Here is a 19,503-nt window from a genome sequence, read left to right as displayed (position 1 = left end):
GACAGTAGACAGTAGACAGTTGATAGTTGACAACTGACTACTGACTAAGTTTCTTCACGGCGCGAGTCAGACGCTGCAAATAAGGCTTGACAATTTCTTGATTTTGTCTCTGCAACTCGGACACTTGCTGCTGCAACTGCTGAATCTCGGTTTGCAGCATCCCTGTGTCTATTGTGGGTCGATCGAGCAAGTCCTGCAATTGCTGGAGAGAACCTTGGATTGTATCCAAGTCTACTTCGTTCGATCGCTCCTGTAACTGAGCCGTAATAGTTTTAACTTCAGTTAACTGTTCGCCCATCAATAAAAATCGGACGTTGACATTTTCCCAATCATGCTCTCTGAGGGCGCTATTTTCCAAAATGCGGAGTTTTTGCTGCAAATCCGACAGTTGCGTGTGGAAATCCTGAGAATCTGCCGGCAGCGCCTGGGCTTGGCGTTCGAGGGAGGCTAGGGCACCTTGTACCTCGGCGATGACGCCGGATTCCAAGCCGAGGAGTTTTTGCTGCAAGTCGGAGACAGCGGTGTAGAGTTCCGCAGGTTCTCCAGGTAGTATCTGAACTTGCTGCGAGCGACGTTCTACTGCGGCTTGTACGTCTGTAATCGCAGAATTTGCCTTTTGTTGCATTTGTTGCTCGAAACGCTGGCGATTGGCGAGATTTAGCGAGAGTGCTGCGGTTAAGGGGGCGGCAGCGTAGACAATTTGGCCCGACAATCCTGCAGCAATCGTGCCAATAGCTGAACCAGCAACAGAGGCGTATTCTACCAATTCTAGCCAGTCCGGCTGGTTCGGGGCACTTCTGGAAGCTGGGAATGATGCTTTTTCAATCTTCTGCATAGCCTTTTAGTCGTAGTCGGATAGATGGCGATACCGACATGATAAAAGCGATCGGCAAATAAATCAGGCCTATTTGTCAAAATTTCCTGATTGTGGTATTTTAATTGACCGAAAGCATCCAGGATACAAGCCCCCGGATTCATCCGTGGGGTTAATGCTTCAATTCTTTAATCTTTAATCTAAAATCTCAAATCTAAAATCGATTGACCTCATGCCGGATAGCTTGTGCGTTTAAAACGCTCAGTCTCAGGTAAAATTCAGGATTAAGTCGATCGCTCAAAACACTTAACCGATAACCGTTCACCGCCGTCTGTCAGGAGTATACAGAAAATGGGTCTTAAGATTATTGAAAGCTACGATAGCAGTTTTGTCCTCGAACCCGATGCTAAAACTGCACTGTTCGGTTTATTAACCGGTGAAAGCTTTCTCCAACAAGTAGCGCTACAATTGCAATGCTCGCGCATTGAGTTTGCCGAGTTACTGTTTCAGCCAGTCCCTTACAGCAGCGAGACGCCCAAGGGAATGCCTGCGGAATTTGAAAAGTATCATGAATCGAGCGATTTTGCGATCGTCAACGTCCCGCCTAATTTCATGTTCCCAGCCAAAATATTTAAACCCAGCCGCCTCTGTGCAATCTATCGAGTTTTTAAGAATTAGGTAAAGGCAGGTTCATCTGTGGTTTAATCTAAAATCTAAAATCTAAAATCTAAAATCGGATGACAGAAGACATTCAATCTCTCGCCAGCTTAGAATTCATTCCCTACATAGACTCCGAGGGGAAATTGCCAGATTTTGTCCAGGGAAAAATCGGCGTCTACGCGATTTTTGACAGCGATAAAGTCCTGCAATTTGTCGGCTATTCTCGCGACATTTACCTCAGTCTCAAACAGCATTTGGTACGCCAAACCCAATATTGCTACTGGCTGAAAGTCCAAACTATTGACAAGCCCAGCCGCACTATTCTAGAAAGCATCCGATCAAGTTGGATTGCCGAAAACGGTTCCCAACCCCAGGGTAACGGTGCCGATGCTGGCAAGTGGAACGATCCCATCGACACCAAAACAGTAATGACTGCCCAAGAAACGGCAAATTATGAAGGTATCTTCGCCGATGAAATTGCCAAAGATAAATTGTTAAAAAATGTCGCGCGGCGCGTGGAAAATGAAATTTTCGCGCTGCTGAAAGCTCGCGGCGTAACAGAAGAAATCCGGTTTAATCCCAAGCTAAAAACTAGCGGATTGCTGGATTTAAAGTAAATACCGCTCACCCGGCAGTCCTAAGCGGGAATGAATTCCACGGGGCTTATAGCGAAAGTCCTCGCTCAAGAGGACTAAGCTGTTACGAATCTAGATTGTATTTTTGGGCGGGCGGGACGCCCAACACCTACTCCCCACAAGACTTGGATTTTTTTTGACAGACAATTTAAAGGCCCAACAGCTTAATAAATTATTCAGTCCTCTTTTAGAGGACTTTCACTTTGAGGCAGGGGTTTCAACCCCTGACGGACTGACGGACTATCGGTTTTACCTTAAACAGATGCTCGCGTACAATCTATCTCATATATTCTCTGGGTTTGATTAAATTTTAAAATGTTGAAATTTATTAAAATTTAACAGATATCGGAATCTGCACAATTAACTTGGTTCCTCGACCCGGAGCAGAAATACAACTGATTTGACCTCGATGTTTTTCCACTACAATATCGTGACTGATTGCCAACCCTAATCCAGTACCGCGGCCTACAGCCTTCGTAGTAAAAAATGGGTCAAATATCTGGTGGCGCACTTCCTCACTCATCCCACAACCGTTATCGGCAATGTGAATAACAACGGATTTATAGTTGTGAGTGGCTAATTTTGAATCTTGATTGTGCAGGGCCGATTCTGACTCACAACTTACGGAAGTGCTGATGGTAATTTTTCGGGGAGACGGTTGATTTTCCAGGGCATCAATAGCATTAGTTAACAGGTTCATGAACACCTGATTTAACTCACTGGCGTAACAGGTGACTCTGGGCAGTGGGCTGTAGTTTTTAATAACCTCTATCTCACCAGCTTTGTTTGTTCCCTTTAGCCGATGTTGCAAAATAACTAAAGTATTGTCAATGCCTTCATGAATATCGACTCGCTTGTACTTTTGTTCGCCAAGGCGGGTGAAGTTCCGCAAAGACATCACAATTTCGCTAATCCGAGAAGCACCCTCTGTCATCGACTTCAGCAGTTTTGGATAATCCTCTGCGATGAATTCGGGTTGAACCTCATCTAATTCGCTGATAATTTCTGCAACGGGGTGCGGGTAGTAATGTCGGTACAATTCGAGGAGGCGAAGCAAATCTCGTGCATAGTCCGCCGCTAGAGCAATATTACCGTAGATAAAGCTGACGGGATTGTTGATTTCGTGAGCAATTCCTGCCGCTAGCTGACCTAAAGAAGCCATTTTTTCCTTCTGTATTAACTGAGCTTGAGTTTTCTTTAGTTCAGTTACGCTTTGTTCGAGTTGCTTGGCATAGGATTGTGTTTGCTGGAACAACTGGCGCTGCACGAGTTGATTTGAGACGCGGGCGATAACTTCTTGTTCGTGAAACGGTTTTGTGATATAATCTATACCACCAACTTCAAAGGCTTTGACTTTATCTAATACTTCATTCAAAGCACTGATAAAAATAATTGGAATGTCCTTGGTTGTGGGAGAAGCTTTCAATGCTTGGCAGACTTGGTAGCCGTCCATACCGGGCATCATGATGTCGAGCAAAATCAAGTCAGGAGGAGTTAACTCGATCGACCGCAGCGCTAGTTTGCCGTCGGGTGCGGTGCGTGTTTTGTACCCTTGCTGCGAGAGTATTTGAGCTAAAAGTTGCAAATTAGCCGGAATATCATCAACAATTAAAATATTCCCTTTTAAGACGGGAGTTGGTTCGTAATTCATATCTAGTTCGGTAAAATAACCTTTATAGGTTTGTAGTGAGTACGATCGTCCTAGCGGGTTTTATGAGGACGGTCATACTCACTACGAACCGGGTATAATATCATTTCTCTTTCGTTTCGGGATGGATGAGAGCTAGTATTTGATTGAAATGAAACTCGTTAGCCAATGCGGCTAGGGCGCTAGCTAAAGCGTCATTGCGATCGCGAATTTGCTCAATTTGGCTCAGAATTAACTCTAAATCGCACTCAATTGTGGCTTTCTCTAAAGCTGCCAGCCAATCTGCGGGTAAAGCTGCAAGAGTCTCTGGAGTCGGAGCCTCGATTTGAGTTGAATCGGGAACACTCTCCGGTTCACCGTAAATGTAACGCACTCCCAGATGTTTGTGCAGGGTGGCAAAAATTTCTGTATCTCGAAAGGGTTTGTGGATAAAGTCATCGCATTCATCTGATACAGTAACGGTTTGCGCTTCCTCGGCGTTACCGGCACTCACGGCAATAATTGCCGTAGCTTGACCTTTAACGGTGGCTTTAATGCGTTTGGTTGCTTCATGTCCATCCATCACGGGCATCCACATATCCATAAAAATTAAGTGTGGCTCAAAACTCGACCACATTTCAATAGCTTCCATGCCATTGCTGGCTTCTTCGAGTTCCAAGTTAAAGCCAGCGAGAAGTTTGATCAGCAGTTGGCGGTTGTCCGATCGATCGTCCACAATCAAAATACGATAGCGTGGCTGGTTGCGTTCCAGGGCTATCACCCGACGCGGTGGCTGTACGGGTTGAGTCGCCGGGGCATCAACGGCGCTGACGGGGAGATCAAACGCGAAGGTGGTGCCGCGTCCTACTTCACTGCGTACAGTAATCACGCCGCCCATCAGCTTAACAAACTGTTGGCTGATAGCCAGCCCCAAGCCTGTTCCTTGCTGAGATTTGGTTCCTGTTTTGGTTTGCACAAAGGCTTGAAAAAGCTTATCTAACTCATCAGCAGCTATGCCGGCACCCGTGTCTTCTATTTCAAAATGTAATTGGTAATTACTGATGGGTAATTGCTGATTTTTACGGTCTATAAATGCACTTACTCTTAACCTAATTACTCCTTGTTTCGTAAATTTAATGGCGTTAGAAAGCAGATTAATCAAAACTTGGCGCAACTTAAGTTGATCGGTTTGCACGTATTCGGGAATATCGCTAGAGCAGTCAAATATTAACTGCAATTGTTGCTCCCGTGCCTGGAGTTGAAACATCTCTTCCAGCTCGTTCAGCAGGCTGCTTAATTTAAAATCAGTTGGGTTGATTGTAATGCGTCCCGCCTCTATTTTTGCTAAATCTAATATTTGATTTATCAGAGCTAGCAAGTGTTCTCCGCTGCGGTTGATAATGCGGATATTTTCCTGTTGTTCGCGAGTGAGGTTGGTAGAGCGCTGCATCAATTGGGAGAATCCCAGAATTGCGTTTAGCGGGGTGCGGAGTTCGTGGCTCATATTTGCCAGGAAAGTGCTTTTGGCAAGGTTGGCGGCTTCTGCGGCCCCGGCGGCTTGTTGGAGCTGTACTGCTTGCTTTTGAGTCGCTTCGAGCAATTGAGCTTGTTGTAAGGCGACTCCCAGTTGAGTGCTAATTTGCAGCCCAATATTGATTTCTGCTTCGCGCCAAGTGCGGGGTGCAGAATTTTGATAGCTGGCGAGCAAACCCCAAAGTTGACTGCCACAAAATATGGGGAAAATAACGTAGGCTCTAGCTTGGAATTGTTTTAACAGTTCTATGTAACAAGGACTCAAACCAGCGCTGTATATGTCTTCAATTATGCGGTAAGGAACGCCTCTAGCATACATACCACCTTGATTTTTTTGTAGATAGGTATCCAGCACTGGTTCACCGGAGGCTTGCATAGTTTTCACGGTACAGCGAGAGTGTTCGACGAGAGTGTTTGGCACATTACCATCGTCGGGTTTTTGCATCAGAGATATCCAGCCTGGAGCCATTGACTCGGCAACAAATTCGCCACTCCAATCAGGATTAAAGCGATAGATACCGACACGATCGCATTTTAGGGTTTGTCGCAGTTCAGAGGTTGTGGTTTTGAATATTGTGTCAATATCTAAGGACTGACGGATGCGATCGATCGATCGGGCGATGGCTTGTTCTCCCTGGGCGCTTTCTCGCAAAGCTGACTCGGCTTGTTTGCGATCGCTAATATCCAAGACTGTGCCGAACAAACGGAGCAACTGCCCTTTTTCATCATAAACAGGTTTCCCTCGGACTTCAATGTAACTGAGGGAGCCATCTCTTCGGAGCAGCCGCAGATCGATTTCAAAGCTTTGCCCCGACATAGCTTGATCGCGCACCATTGCCAGATAGCGCGATCGATCTTCTGGATGAAAACGCTCGATTAATTGTTCGTTTGGCAGCGGTTTTTGAGTCGGATCGAGCTCATAAATGCGATAGAGTTCTTCACTCCAAGTGGTTGTTGCTGTGGCAATATCGTATTCCCAACTGCCAATACGGGCAATTTTTTGGGCTTCCAGCAGTCGGGATTCCGCCAACTGGCGATCGCTAATGTCGCGCGCTACCCAAACAGCGGAGCTATCGGAAAGTGGCGAAATTTTAGCAGCAAACCAAACTTCTTGGTTATTAATCGGGAGACTGTAATCAAAACTAATAGTTTGTTTTGTTTCCAATGCCTGTTTAACTTGAGCGAAATAAATCTCCTCGCTTTCCTCCTGAAAAAATTGTTCTATGAGGGAGTCGAGCTGATTCGTCTGATAGTTGTATTGAAAAATTCCCTTAGTGGGTATAATTTGGATGGTTTTTTCTTCATAGTCAAAAATTAATACAATATCTGTAATCGACTCAAATATTTTCACTACTTGCTCAGTAGAAGTGTAAAGTTTTTGTTCGAGCAATTTGCGCTCGGCAATTTCATATTGTAATAATTCGTTAGCACGAGCTAAGGCGCCGGTACGTTCGACCACTTCGGCTTCTAAAGTGTGATTGTAGTCAGTTAATATTTTTTCCCATTGTTTGCGCTGTGCGATGTTATAAAAAGCATTGATGGCATAAATAATATTTCCGCCTGCGTCGAAAATTGGTGTGGCGCGCACCTCAAAAGGAATAAATTTCCCATCTCGATAAACTTCTATATCTTCCTGGAATACCGTTTCGCCGCGCAGTGCTCGGAATGCAGGCAGTTCTTCAATAGGATAAGGCTGGTTTTGGCGGTACATTTGATAAACTTCTACTGCTTCTTCTAAAGTCGCATCGGGGATAGTTTCTACACCGAGCCAATGCTTGGCAGTTTGGTTGAAGTAAATGACTTTACCGGAGGCATCGTGGATAGATACTCCCGCAGGTATGGCTTCGAGAAATTGGTTGAGTTGGCTCTCTCTTTGCGCTAAAGCTTCATTTAAAGATTTTTGGTCTGCAAAAGCCTGTTGCAATTGCGCTGCCATAAAATTGAAGGAATTGGCGAGATCTCCGACTTCATCCCAGCGTCTAATTTCTAAAGGTTGATCCCATTTTCCTGTGGCAACATTTTTGGCTGCGGTATTCAAACGCATAATAGGCTTTGTCACCCAACGGGAAGTCAAAAATCCGATCGCGATCGCCAGCGGCAGTGTACCGGCCAATAACCACAATGTATGGCGCGTATTTGCTTGAATGCGAGCCATGAAATCAGACTCTGGCACCACCACCACAATCAACCAATCCAAACCACGGAAATCTCGATAGGGAGTGACACGGACAAATTGCCTATCGCCCTTGTTCGCCAAGGTAAATCGCTGGGTTGTTTGCAGCGTGCGGAAGTTGCCAAATCGGTTGGTGAGTTGTCGAGAAATATCTCGCGTTCGGGCATCCTTGCTGCTGGTGGCTAGCAATGGCGTCGGTTGCTTTTTTGTTGGCGTCACCAAGGGTGTTTCTAGTGTGGATGTGGCAATCAGATTGCCCGATCGATCCATAATAAAAGTTTGTCCCGACGCCGAGAATTGCAGCCTAGCCAGAAAGGTATTGATTGCCGAGGGCCCATTATTATCCGTGAGGCGATCGCGGGTACGTTCTCCTACTTGTTCGATTAACTGATGCGCTACATCCTCGACTGATTCCTGACCGCTTTTGAAAGAAAGATAGCCCACTAGCCCGACGGCGCTGACTGTTTGCAAAACAAACGGAACAATCAGAACCATTCGCAGCGGAAGCTTGCTGAAAAGTTTGGCGGCTGGGCGGCTGAAGGGATACATGGGCATGGGTGTGAACCAATTGTGCTGGCGATCGAATTTTAACTGCTATAGTCTGCCTTTACCCCCGGCAATTGGCGCGCCCTACAGGCTCTGAAATGTTCCTCCGGGTTCAATATAGCCAACTACCAGCGAAGATTGGGCCCTGCTGTCAAAATTTGCTTCTGTCAGTTCTGTTTCTAGCTGTTTGGCATTTGATTCATTTTTACTTACAAAAACTGTGATAACTTTTCTAATTTCTTTGTGTCTCTCGGCGATCGTGTCGTTAATTAAAAGCTCTATAAATGGCTTATTGGTTGGCAGAGAACTGCCCATATTTTGAATTTTAACTTCTGTTTTATTTCCCTCGGAATCGGTCAAACTCAAGCTAGAGCAGCTTTCGGGAAGTTTATTAATAGTTTGATTCGGGTGCTGGAAGTGCAACCATTTAACAACTGCTGCCTCTGTTACGGCTACAGATTCATGCAGCCGATCGACAAAAGCATAGAAAGCCTCATTATCTTCTCGGTGAGCAAGTACGTAAGCTCGCAATTCCTTTCTGCTCATAGTTTGAAAATTAGGTCTGTTCATCAGAGTATCTCCATTGCCCGTTAGGATAAATCTCTATTTCGATAGTTTCACCAGCCAAAATGTAGACGTTATTTGTGCGTTCATCGAGCCGCACTATGTAGATAGGCTGATACATATTTGTTAACTCGTAGCAAACTACAAAGCATTTGAGTAACTGCGCTGCTGTAGGAATAATCTTTGCTCCTTCACTCTCCCACTCTTTGTTTTTTAGTATACAGCAGTCAATCGATTTTAGATTTTAGATTTTAGATTTTAGAGTGAAGAATTGACCCCTGATAAATCCGGGGACGCCGGATCAAATTACTTTTGGTCAGAGTTTGCAGTAATGCCCGATCGCCCTAATGCCCATTTGCTAACTTCCCTAAAACGGTGGCGAATAGAACGGGTTCGATCGGCTTTGTTAAGTGTTCGTTGTAACCAGTGGCGATCGCCCGATCGCGGTCTTCTTCGCTAGCATAATACCAATTTCATAAAGTAGCGCTAGATATTACCCCCCCAACCCCCCCTCCCGCGGGGGGGCTAAGACTTCATCCATAGCACATCTTTAGAAAAATGGTATAAGCTGTCAGCGCCACGGCCAGCAAGCGCTTGATTTTGTCGGATGCGGACGATCGCACTTTGCGGATCGGGGAGTAGCCGTCCTCAACGGCCATACCGAGATCACTAACTAAAATATCCGGTGGCGACTCCTCTCAACTGCCCCTTCTTACTCCGAGGCTGTTTGAGTGGCAGTGTCACCGTAAATGTCGCACCCTGGTCTTTACCGGGACTTTCCGCAGTCACAGTACCCCCGTGGAGTTGCACCAAGTGCTCGACGATCGCCAATCCCAGTCCCAAACCGCTGTCAGCCCTAGTTTTCGAGGCGTCTGCTTGTCGGAAGCGATCGAACACAAAGGGCAAAAACTCAGCAGGAATGCCTTTTCCGGTATCGCTGACAGTAATTTGCACGTAATTGGGTGATGAGGAATCGCTAACAGCCACCGCAGACAAGCGCACTTGCACATTTCCCCCCGAAGGCGTAAACTTCACAGCGTTAGTCAGCAAATTCCACACTACCTGCTGCAACCTCTGGGCGTCGCCCCACATCAAGCCGACTGCAGGGTCAAGTTCTAACGAAACGGTGACAGACTTGGCCTCGGCTGCCGAACGAACTGAATTATGAGCTGCCTCGATCGTCCTTACCATGTAGAACCAGCCTGGTTTCAGGGCCAGCTTGCCTTGAATAATCCTGGAAACGTCGAGCAAATCTTCCACTAGCTGCATCTGCACCTTCGACTGACGCTCAATGGCTTCCAAACCCGAAGCTAATTTATCTTCGTTGTAGGGGTGGGCGCGCAGAATCTGTGCCCACCCATGAATCACATTTAAAGGCGTTCGCAATTCGTGGGAAAGAGAGTCTAGAAACTCGTCTTTCCGGCGGCTGATAGCTTCTGCTTCCGCCCGCGCGGCTTGTTCGCGCTCGAGCAACTGAGCGCGCCCGGCCTCGACTTGCTTGCGATCGCTGATGTCGGCGACGATCGACATACAGTTGATATTGCCGTTGCTGTCGCGGACTGGAGTTGCCCACAAACTGATGTCGATTGAGCTGCCGTCCTTCCTTTGGCGGTAGGTTTCCATGCCGGCGATCGCGTTTCCTGCGCGAATTTTTTTCAAATTAGCCGTGAATTCCTCCCGCTTGTCTGCGGGAACGCAGGGTACAAATTGACCTACCGTTTCTGATTCATGCCAGCCAAAAATCCTCTCGGCGGCTGGGTTCCACATTTTCACAGTCCCGTCGTCGCAGTCCAAAACGGTAATTGCTAGGGGACAAGCCTGAATCAAGGCTTCTAAAGTTTGATGGATGTGCGATCGCGCTGCTTCTGCTTGTTTGCGATCGGTGATATCGACGTTCACCCCGATCATCCGCAAAGGCAAACCGATCTCGTCCTGAAATACCTTAGCCCTGCAAGCAATCCAGCCCACGCTTTTGTCCGGGCGGCAGATGCGGAACTCTATGTTTAATTCCTCCCCGGACGCCACCGCAGCTTGCACATGCTGTTCGGTAACAGTGCGATCGTCTGGATGCACCATTTGGGCCCAACTTTGATAGCTGTCTAAACCGCCGACCGGCAGACCGTACAAAGCCTCTAACTCCGGCGTACAGGCGACCTCGTTGGTTTGGATGTTCAATTCAAAAGTTCCGATTTTGCCTGCTTGCTGAGCGATTTGCAGCCGTTCTTGATTGTGTTTGAGTTCTGCTTCCACGCGGGATATCTCGGTCAAGTCGATGTAGAATGCGACGATCGTCTCTGGTTCGCGATCGTCCGGGCACAGGGTCGTCCCGCCCATCAGAATTGGCACGCGGCTGCCATCTTTGCGGATATACTCTTTCTTGAAAGGAGTTGCGACTCCCTGAGCCCGCAGTTCCCCGGCCGCTAAGGCGTCGAGGTGCAGGTATTCGGGGGGGGTCATCTTGTCCCACCGCATTTGACCGGAGAGCAACTCTGAGCGGGTGTAGCCGACCATGTTGAGCAGGGATTGGTTGGCGTAGGCGATGCGGCCGCTAAAATCGCCGATCGCAACTCCGAAAATATTTGACTCGAACAGCCGCCGGAATATGGCTTCGCTTTGCTGCATTACCCGTTTTGCTTGTTTGCGATCGGTAATTTCGGCAATCACGGTGCTGACTCCCAGCAGTGTTCCTGATTCATCACTCACTGGGTAAAAGCTGATTTGCCAATCCCGCAAAACTCCCGGCTGTTGCTTGGTTTCGGCCTTAATTTCCAAGTCGAGCACGGGGGTTTGCGTCGCCAGCACTTGGCGGTAAATCCGCTCTACCATATCGGCCATTTCGGGAATTACTTCTCTAACGGTGCGCCCGATGTGCTCTGCGATCGATCGGCCGTTGATCGCAGCGAGGCATTCGTTCAGGCGGATGTAGCGCAAATTGGTATCGACAAAGCACAGCCCGACTGGTGTGGTTTTGTAAACTAAGTCGAGTTCTGCTAGTTGGCGGCGAATGCGTATTTCGTTTTCTCGAAGTTGATTTTGGGCTTGTTTGCGATCGGTGATATCGAGTACGAAGAATGCTCCTTTGTCTTGGCATCCTTGGAAGTTTCCGCCCCCCACTAAAACTGGGAAGCGCGTGCCGTCTTTGCGGAGATATTCTTTTTCAAAAGGCGCGCAACTTCCTTGGGCTTCGACTTGCGCGAGGGCGATGCGATCGAGTTCTAGATATTCCGGCGCCGTGAGTTCTAACCAGCGGATCTGTCCCGAAACTAAGTCTTCCCTCGTATATCCTATCATTTCCAGCAAGGCGTCGTTAGCGTCAGTAACTTCGCCGTTGCCATCCCAGAAACCGATGCCGATCATGTTAGATTCTACCACACTGCGGAAGCGCATTTCGCTTTCCCGCAAAGCTAATTCTGTTTGTTTGGCTGCGGTAATATCTGTGATAATTAAGCCGACTCCGATTATTTCTTCCCTTTCATTTTTCACTGGGTAGTAGTTGGCGAGCCAGTAACCGAAATATCCCGGTTTCCCATCAGGTTCGCCGCTCATTTCTAAGTTTAAAACAGGCTGACCGGTTTCTAAAACTTGCTGAATTATTGGCGCAAATTTGGCTGCATGGTCGGGCAACAATTGCCGGAAGTCTTGGCCGAGATGCTGTTCTATCGGCAAACCGTTGAGTTCTGCTAATACTTGATTGATACGGATGAAGCGCATTTCGCGATCCATAAAGCAAATCGCTAGGGGAGAGGCTTCTAAAAGCGCGTCAATTAAGGCAAAGGATTGCGATGTTTGAGATAGTGCTTGTTGCGCTTCTGCGTAAAGTCTGGCGTTGTCGAGGGCGATCGCCACGCGGTATGCTAAATCTTCTAGCATTGCCATGTCTTCTGCACTGTAGCGGCGGCCAAACTTTGAGGTAAAGCAAGTGATGGAACCCATTACACGCCCGCGAGCCCTCAGTGGTACGCAAGCGTGAGATCCGATATTGAGCGATCGAAGTATTTCCATTTCTGCTGCATTTTCGGCTCCTGCTGCTAAAATCTCCTCATCGACTTCGGCAATTAGTTCGGATTTCCCGCAGCGGATTACCAGCGGATAGCCGTTAACAGCATTGTCGGCGCTCAAACTTCGGATGCTGAAGTTATTAATAGTCTCAACCATAGAGGGTTCTGCGTGAGCCACAGCCACTAGACGCACTTTTGACCCCGTTTCGGTCAAATGAATGCAGCACCCGTCGGCGATCGAATTTATTGCTAATTCTGCTACCTTTTGCAGCACCGTTTCCCCGTCAAACGCAGCAGCCAGCATTTTGCTGACTTCTGCTAAAAATGCCGAGCGCTGCTGTTCTATTTCCGCTTTTTCCCTCGCTGTTTGCTCGATTGTTAACTGCAATCTTTGAGTTTCCGCAAGTTTTATTTCTGTGATATCGCGGGCGACAATTAAGGCTGATTCTGGTACGCCGTTTTTGTCAAATTCGGGAACTACGCGGGATTGATAACTTCGGATGCCGTTGATTGAAAAAGCCTGAAATTCGACAATTTCTTCTTGACCTGTTTCTAACACTTTGTGCAGGGCTTCATCCCACATCTGGCACACTTCCGGCGGCATTCCTATTTCTTGACTGGTTTTACCTAGGAAGAATGAAACTGGTTTTCCTTGGCTTCTTTCAACGGCTTGATTGACATAAATAAAACGCAGTTCTTTGTCCGTGCGGATAATTATATCTGGCGTATTTTCTAGCAGCGTTCTCAGTTGCTGTTCGCTGTTGGCCAAAGCTGCTTGGGCTTGTTGTCTTTCCGTGACATCTCTCACCGTACCCACGTATCCGATGAGTTCGCCGGAGTCGGAGAACATCGGCGAGGAACAAACGTTAATCCAGCGCACAATCCCCTCTGGTGTTTGCAGGCGATACTCGATCGCATATTCCCCACCTTGCCGAGTATAATCCAGCCATCGGGCCAATACGCGATCGCTGTCTTCCGGGTGAATGCAATTCTCCCAACCGTCTCCTAAAAGTTCTGTCAAACTTAAGCCGCAAATAGCCTGACAGCGTGGGTTTGCATAGGTGTAGCACCCCTCACAATCTGCGATAAAAATGCCCACAGGCGAACAGGAACTTAAACAGCGAAATCGTTCTTCTTGAGCTTGCAGCGCTTCTTTAGCTACTGTCAGTTCTGCTGTGCGTTCTTTGACGCGGCTTTCTAGCTTTGTGTAGGATAAACCCAGGGCTATTTCTGCTTCCTGGCGGTCAGTAATATCAATGCCAGTTCCTATCACATATTCTACCGAACCCTCGTTGTCGGTCGTCACAGTATTCGACCAAGAAATTAAGCGTTTCGATCCGTTTTTACTGCGCCAATAGTTTTGATATTCGCTGTTAAAATGTTCGACTTTTAGCTGGGTAAAAACTGTTTTAACCGGTTCTATTTCTTCGGGGATTAAGAACAAATCCCAAACATATTTATGGATAACTTCTGCTGTCGAGTAGCCGGTAGTTTTTTCGCAAGCTTGGTTAAAGCGGACAATCCGTCCTTGGCTGTCGAGAACTACTATCAAGCAAGCTGTCGTGTCAATTACTTTTGAAATAATATTACGTTCTATTTCTAGTTCTTGTTCTGCGGACTTTAAGCCAGCATACCAAGCGATAACGGCAGCGACCAAAAGTAAGATTGCAGGAGCTGCCTGGAAGGAAAACAGTAACAGAGTTGTCAGCAGTAAAGCCGTGCCGGCGCTAAATGTAGCAATGCTGTAAGATTTAAGGGGTAAGGGCAAGACCTGAAACCGAGTCATTTTTGTTGACCTGTAGCGATGGCGCGATCGCACTATTGCTTATGTCGATGAAACAACCTTGTTAAAACTTAGTTAAAACTAAGTATTTATTTTTTCTATACAAAACCACATTTGTCTGCCCTGTGCCATCTTCCCAGAGACAGATTGGCAGGGGGATTCGTGCTGAATCAACTGCTATCATAGATCGAGGGACAAATGAGATTATCTAATTTCTGGGAGCAATAAGCGAGTGAATCACAAGCTGGCCAAAATTATCGGATTATTTTTCGCAGCCGCCACCCTCTTTGGATTCGTCGGTTACGCGCTGCAAAATCCCAACTTCGCCAGCAGCTCAGCGATATCGATCGGCTTCCCCAATCTTACCATCGCGGCCGCCGGGGCGATCGACAACAAACGATCCCAAATCTATCTTAACGGAACTTGGCAATTTGTCCCCGCAGTTGGCAACCCCCAAAACCCCCCCGTCTCTCCCAATTGGGGTTCCATCTGGGTGCCGGGAGACTGGCAAAAAGAAAACAACCAATCCGTACCCGGAATCATCACTCGCGGCAGCGGCAAAGATTGGGAAAACTTCAACAGTAAACAACTATCAAAAGCTTGGTATCAGAGAAATATAGACATTCCCGGCGACTGGACAAACCGCCGAATTTTTCTCGACTTAGCCAGAGTCAGCACCGATGCAGTCATCTTTGTCAACGGCATTAACTGCGGTCAAATCCCCTGGCCCTACAGCACTATTGAAATTACCAAAGCAGCCAAACCAGGTCAAAACACCCTATCTATTTTAGTGGTGGCAGTATCCGATGAAAAGGAAAAAGCCGTCATCATGGGCCCCACAGAAATCTACACAGAAAAATCCAACTTGCAATCGCGGGGAATCATCGGCGAGGTAAGGCTTCTGAGCCTTCCCCCAGGCCCGCTAATTAGGGACGTATTCGTCCAAACTTCCACCCGAAAAAAGCAAGTTAAATTAGATGTAGAACTCAAAGAAGTTGCCCAAAGCGGTCAAGTAGAAATAATCGCGCAAATGCTCGACGAAAAAGGCAAAGTAGAACAAAAATTTACAGGCACTGCCAAGGTTCAAGCTAAACCTATTCAAACCGTACAATTCCAGTGGAATTGGCCAAATCCCCGTCTTTGGGATGTCGGGAAACCAAACCTTTACACCCTGCACTTAGAAGTAAAAGGCAGTGGCATTGACACGCAATACTACCAACCTTTTGGCTTCCGCGAATTTTGGATAGAAGGGCGCAAATTTTTCTTAAACGGAACTGAATTTCGGCTGCGACCAAACTTGCACTCCGAGTCTTGGCAAAGCGGGACAGTAGAAGTTTCTGACAGGCTAATTGACAGCTACGTAAAAGCGGGTTTTAACATAACAGAAATGTGGCCTTGGAATCACGACGAACGGGGTAAATGGCACTTCCGAGAGTTATTTTCCGAAAGAGCAGACCTCAAAGGTTTTCCCATTATGGCTCCCGCTTTAGACATTAGTCCTATCGCTTGGAACGGCAAGTGGAGAAACCCCCTGTGGAAAAACCGCTGGAAAGACCGAATGGTGACTGAAATGCGCCGCTACCGCAATCATCCATCAGTATTAATGTGGGCGACAAGTCCTAATTTTTTCGGCAACGGTGACGACTTAAATCCCCGTCGCATCGGCAAAAGCAAAGTAGAAGGAACTCTCGGTTCCTCGGAAAACCAGCGTTTGCGGGTCAACACTCCCCTAGGAAATGACGCTTTAGCTGCGATAAAATCGGCCGACCCAACCAGACCTGTAATGGTACACCAAGGCGCACACTTCGGCGATGTTTATGCGCTGAATTCTTATTTAAATATGATTCCCTTGCAAGAACGGGAAGAGTGGATTTCTGAGTGGAGCAAAACCGGGGAAAAGCCCTACATGGCAGTCGAGTTTGGGACTCCTCTGCACGCAACAATGATGCGGGCCCGCAAAGGTTTTGGTCAGGCAATTCTCAGCGAACCTTGGATGACTGAGTTTGCGGCTATTTATTTTGGCAAGCAGGCTTACGATTTGGAAACTGCCGCTTATAAAGCTAAAATTCGCGAGCAGTTTGTCAAGGGTCAGGAGTATCTAAACTGGCATTTTAAAAATGAGTTGGATTTTGCACCCGCTTTTCAAAAGTTGCAGCAGTTATTCAGTACAAATACTTGGCGGAGTTGGCGGACTTTGGGAATGTCTGGGGGGATGATTCCTTGGAATGACGGACATGGTTGGGAAGTTTCCGAAGCTGGCAGAAAAAAGGTGGATATTGGGGCATTTCAACCGGGTCGCCGGGGAGTTTATTTGAAGCAAGTATCGAATAATCTTTTGAATTATTTCCAGCCCGAAGCTTACACTGTTCATCCTGGGGGTGAGGCAATTATGAATAATAATAGCTCGACTTTGGCTTGGATTGCTGGTGCTAGCCCGGTTTTTACTGCGAAAGATCACAATTTGTTTGTGGGCGGAAAACTGGCCAAGCAAGTAGTGTTAATTAACGATACGCGGGCGGCGCAAGAATTTTCCTTTAATTGGCGAGTTTTGGTGGGGGGGAAAGAAGTAAAAAAAGGCGAGAAGAAAGGCCTGATTGAGGCGGCAGAAACGCTGTTTTTCCCAATTGACGTAAAATTGCCAAATACCATTTCTAGCAAGGCTGACGGCGAAATTCGCTTAACTGCACGGGTCGGCGATAGTCCGCATTCTGATACATTTGCTTTCCGCGTTTTTCCCAAACAATCCAACATCAAAGATTTGGTGACAATTTTCGATCCAGCGGGCAAAACATCGGCCATGTTAAAACAATTAGGTTATCAGCTTGTACCGTGGAATGGTTCGCAAGTTTCATCGCTATTAATTATCGGTAGGGAAGCATTTTCTAGCGGGCAAAATTTGCCGGGAAGTTTAGAAAATTTTGTGCAAAACGGGGGCAAAGCAATTGTGTTTCCTCAGCGCCGGGAATGGCTGGAGAATACGGGTTTCCGAGTTGCTGCCCACGTCAGCCGCCGCGCTTATCCAGTTGACAGCAACCATCCGGCAATTAGCGGTTTAGACAGTGAAGATTTGCGGGATTGGGTGGGGGAAAGCACGCTGGTTGAAGCTTATCCAGATACAATTAAAACTGCGCCGAGATTGAGCCCGGCAAATACGCCTTGGTACGGCTGGCATTGGGGAAATCGCGGCGGTGTCAGTAGCGCTTCAATTGAGAAGCCGCACCGCAGCGGTTGGCGCCCAATTTTGGAATCTGAGTTTGACTTAGCTTATTCGCCGCTGATGGAATTGGATTACGGAAAAGGGCGGCTGATTTTAAACGAGTTAGATTTGGAAGACCATTATTCTGTAGATGCTGGGGCGGCGCAGTTAGTGCAACAAATTGTGAGTTACGGGATGAATTCTCCGGTACTTGGAAAGCCGGATAAAGTGGTTTTAATAGGGGGAGATGAAGATGCCCAAAAGTTGGACAGTTTGGGGGTAATTTATCAGCGCGCTAGTTCGCTTTCTAATGATGTGGGTTTGGTGATTGTGGGGAGAGAAGCGAATCTGAAAGATGCAGATTTGCGCGGTTATTTGAATGCTGGCGGGAAGGCGTTTTTCTTGCCGCGTCAAGTGCCTGCTGCGGGTTTGGACGTGGGTTTGCAGCAAGCGCAGGATTTCGGGGGTTCGCTGGCGGTTCCGAGTTGGGATGAGGTGAAGGGGGTTAGCGCCTCAGATTTGCGATCGCGCTCTTTTTATGATACTTGGTTGATTAAGTCTGGGGGAGAAATCGGTGCAGACGGTTTGTTAAGTCGGGTACAAGTTGGCAAAGGCGTGGCGATTTTTTCTCAGATTGAACCGGACAGTTTGAATGCGGATACTAAGACTTATTTGCGTTTTACTCGCTGGCGGCAAACCCGGGCAAATGCTCAAATTTTGGCTAATTTAGGGGCGAGTTTTAAGGCGGATGCATCTGTGTTTAACGGTTCGAGTCAGGAGTTTTATCACTGGGATTACAGAACGGATTTTGAGAATGGGGACGATCCTTATCGGTATTATCGATGGTAGGATTTTTTAACCGCAGAGGGCACAGAGGACGCAGAGGAAGAGAAGAGAGAGATGAATAATGCTGATTTTATTATACTGTTAAATATCAAAATCAAAGGTCAAAGTGACGGCGGAAGCGGGGGTCGAGTTTGTCGGTTTTCTTTTGGTTGCAAGTGGCGCAGAGGGTTTGCAAGTTGCTGATGTCGTTGCTGCCGCCGCGCGCTAGGGGGATGATATGATCGATCGTCAGTTGGGTTTCTAGCTTGGTTTGGCCGCAGCTTTGGCACTGGTATTTATTGCGAGTAAATACATATTTTCTGACTTCTGGGGGAATGGGGATTCTAGGGGTTTTAGACATAATGATTTTTAACCGCAGATGAACGCGAATGAACGCGGATGTTTGATGGATTAGCTGGGTGAGTTTTCTTGATTGAGAAGTTGGCGGCGCAAATCATCGAGGGGGGATTCTGGTTGGCTAGCTTCTGACTCGTTGTTTTCTGGTGTTTCTTCAACTTCTGGTTCATCTGGGCAAAATTCTATAGTGACATTGAGTTTGAGCTTCATCTTTCCTTTCTTCCAGCCCTGAGCACCCACTCTGAGAATTTCACAATCTATACCTTCACCAAACCATTTCTCATAAGCAGTACGTAGTTGGTTAGTAGTTAAACCTATATCAATATTTAGATTCTGTTGCCTTAACGTCTCACTAAGTCTCTCTCCTAACACATATTCAGGCAAAGCTCGATTTACTGTTTCCTTGAGTTGTTCTACTTTAAGCATTGCCTTACCGAAAGATAAAGCATCCTCATTACCGCAGTTGTGAAAATCAAATTTATCTTCCATATTGATATCTAACCTAATAGGTTTTTTAGCCATGAATTTTAACCGCAGATGAACGCGAATGAACGCGGATGTTTGATGGCTCAGTCTGCAAATATTTCGTCATAAATGTCATTTTCCGCACTCAGCCAATCCTGATAAGCTTGGGATGCAAGCAGCGGTGGAACAGATTCTTTCCCTTTTGTCAAGAACACGGCTAGGTTGAGAAGTGTTGCTAACTTATCCTCGGAAAGTTGCTCGATTATTGTTAGAAGTTTTTGGCGAATGTTCATAGAATTAAACTCGCTCTTTGTTGGCTATTATATC

At 47.0% G+C, this 19,503-nt stretch carries 13 protein-coding genes; 3 read left to right on the top strand and 10 right to left on the bottom strand.

Annotated features, from left to right (window positions below):
* Nucleotides 1–37 precede the first annotated feature (37 nt).
* The gene (locus QUB24_RS16915) at nucleotides 38–835 is read right to left on the bottom strand and encodes a hypothetical protein (protein ID WP_333154352.1); all 798 of its coding nucleotides are present in this window, start codon (nucleotides 833–835) and stop codon (nucleotides 38–40) included.
* Between the two features lie 330 nt (nucleotides 836–1,165).
* Here QUB24_RS16915 and QUB24_RS16910 point away from each other — a divergent pair, with 330 nt between their 5' ends.
* Nucleotides 1,166–1,492, top strand: a complete 327-nt coding sequence (locus QUB24_RS16910; RefSeq protein WP_333154350.1) for a hypothetical protein — start codon at nucleotides 1,166–1,168, stop codon at nucleotides 1,490–1,492.
* A 59-nt stretch (nucleotides 1,493–1,551) separates the two neighbouring features.
* The gene (locus tag QUB24_RS16905; protein ID WP_333154349.1) at nucleotides 1,552–2,091 is read left to right on the top strand and encodes a GIY-YIG nuclease family protein; all 540 of its coding nucleotides are present in this window, start codon (nucleotides 1,552–1,554) and stop codon (nucleotides 2,089–2,091) included.
* A gap of 346 nt (nucleotides 2,092–2,437) precedes the next feature.
* On the opposite strand, the gene QUB24_RS16900 is transcribed toward QUB24_RS16905, so the two are convergent.
* The 6 genes from QUB24_RS16900 to QUB24_RS16880 all read right to left on the bottom strand — a co-directional run bounded on the left by QUB24_RS16900 (nucleotide 2,438) and on the right by QUB24_RS16880 (nucleotide 14,336).
* Nucleotides 2,438–3,760: a response regulator gene (locus QUB24_RS16900; protein ID WP_333154347.1), complete on the bottom strand. Its 1,323-nt coding sequence runs from the start codon at nucleotides 3,758–3,760 to the stop codon at nucleotides 2,438–2,440.
* A 100-nt stretch (nucleotides 3,761–3,860) separates the two neighbouring features.
* The gene (locus QUB24_RS16895; RefSeq protein WP_333154346.1) at nucleotides 3,861–7,997 is read right to left on the bottom strand and encodes an ATP-binding protein; all 4,137 of its coding nucleotides are present in this window, start codon (nucleotides 7,995–7,997) and stop codon (nucleotides 3,861–3,863) included.
* 75 nt (nucleotides 7,998–8,072) lie between these two features.
* Nucleotides 8,073–8,558, bottom strand: a complete 486-nt coding sequence (locus QUB24_RS16890; RefSeq protein WP_333154344.1) for a DUF6887 family protein — start codon at nucleotides 8,556–8,558, stop codon at nucleotides 8,073–8,075.
* Nucleotides 8,545–8,730: a DUF6888 family protein gene (locus QUB24_RS33620; RefSeq protein WP_445300414.1), complete on the bottom strand. Its 186-nt coding sequence runs from the start codon at nucleotides 8,728–8,730 to the stop codon at nucleotides 8,545–8,547. The genes QUB24_RS16890 and QUB24_RS33620 overlap by 14 nt, the downstream gene beginning before the upstream one ends.
* A gap of 355 nt (nucleotides 8,731–9,085) precedes the next feature.
* Entirely contained in the window at nucleotides 9,086–9,211 is a 126-nt protein-coding gene (locus QUB24_RS16885; protein ID WP_333154343.1) for a hypothetical protein, read from the bottom strand.
* Nucleotides 9,212–9,221: 10 nt separating this feature from the next.
* Nucleotides 9,222–14,336 carry a PAS domain S-box protein gene (locus tag QUB24_RS16880; protein ID WP_333154342.1) on the bottom strand — a complete coding sequence of 1,705 codons (5,115 nt, stop codon included), beginning with the start codon at nucleotides 14,334–14,336 and terminating at the stop codon, nucleotides 9,222–9,224.
* 229 nt (nucleotides 14,337–14,565) lie between these two features.
* Here QUB24_RS16880 and QUB24_RS16875 point away from each other — a divergent pair, with 229 nt between their 5' ends.
* A complete protein-coding gene (locus tag QUB24_RS16875; RefSeq protein WP_333154340.1) occupies nucleotides 14,566–18,378 on the top strand; it encodes a glycoside hydrolase family 2 TIM barrel-domain containing protein in 3,813 nt (1,270 codons plus the stop codon).
* A 91-nt stretch (nucleotides 18,379–18,469) separates the two neighbouring features.
* Here the strand turns inward: QUB24_RS16875 and QUB24_RS16870 are convergent, their stop codons facing one another.
* Genes QUB24_RS16870 through QUB24_RS16860 form a run of 3 tightly spaced genes read right to left on the bottom strand, consistent with a single transcriptional unit; the run spans nucleotide 18,470 to nucleotide 19,469 of the window.
* Nucleotides 18,470–18,715, bottom strand: coding sequence for an HNH endonuclease (locus QUB24_RS16870; protein WP_333154339.1), 246 nt, complete (start codon nucleotides 18,713–18,715; stop codon nucleotides 18,470–18,472).
* A gap of 50 nt (nucleotides 18,716–18,765) precedes the next feature.
* Nucleotides 18,766–19,233, bottom strand: a complete 468-nt coding sequence (locus QUB24_RS16865) for a KGK domain-containing protein (protein ID WP_333154338.1) — start codon at nucleotides 19,231–19,233, stop codon at nucleotides 18,766–18,768.
* Nucleotides 19,234–19,280: 47 nt separating this feature from the next.
* Complete coding sequence (locus tag QUB24_RS16860; RefSeq protein WP_333154336.1) at nucleotides 19,281–19,469, bottom strand: hypothetical protein; 189 nt, start codon at nucleotides 19,467–19,469, stop codon at nucleotides 19,281–19,283.
* Nucleotides 19,470–19,503 lie beyond the last annotated feature (34 nt).

This window comes from Microcoleus sp. B9-D4, from assembly GCF_036705105.1.
Classification (GTDB): domain Bacteria; phylum Cyanobacteriota; class Cyanobacteriia; order Cyanobacteriales; family Microcoleaceae; genus Microcoleus.
The sequence above is the reverse complement of the archived record's forward strand: the minus strand, read 5'-3'. Positions and strand labels throughout refer to the sequence as shown.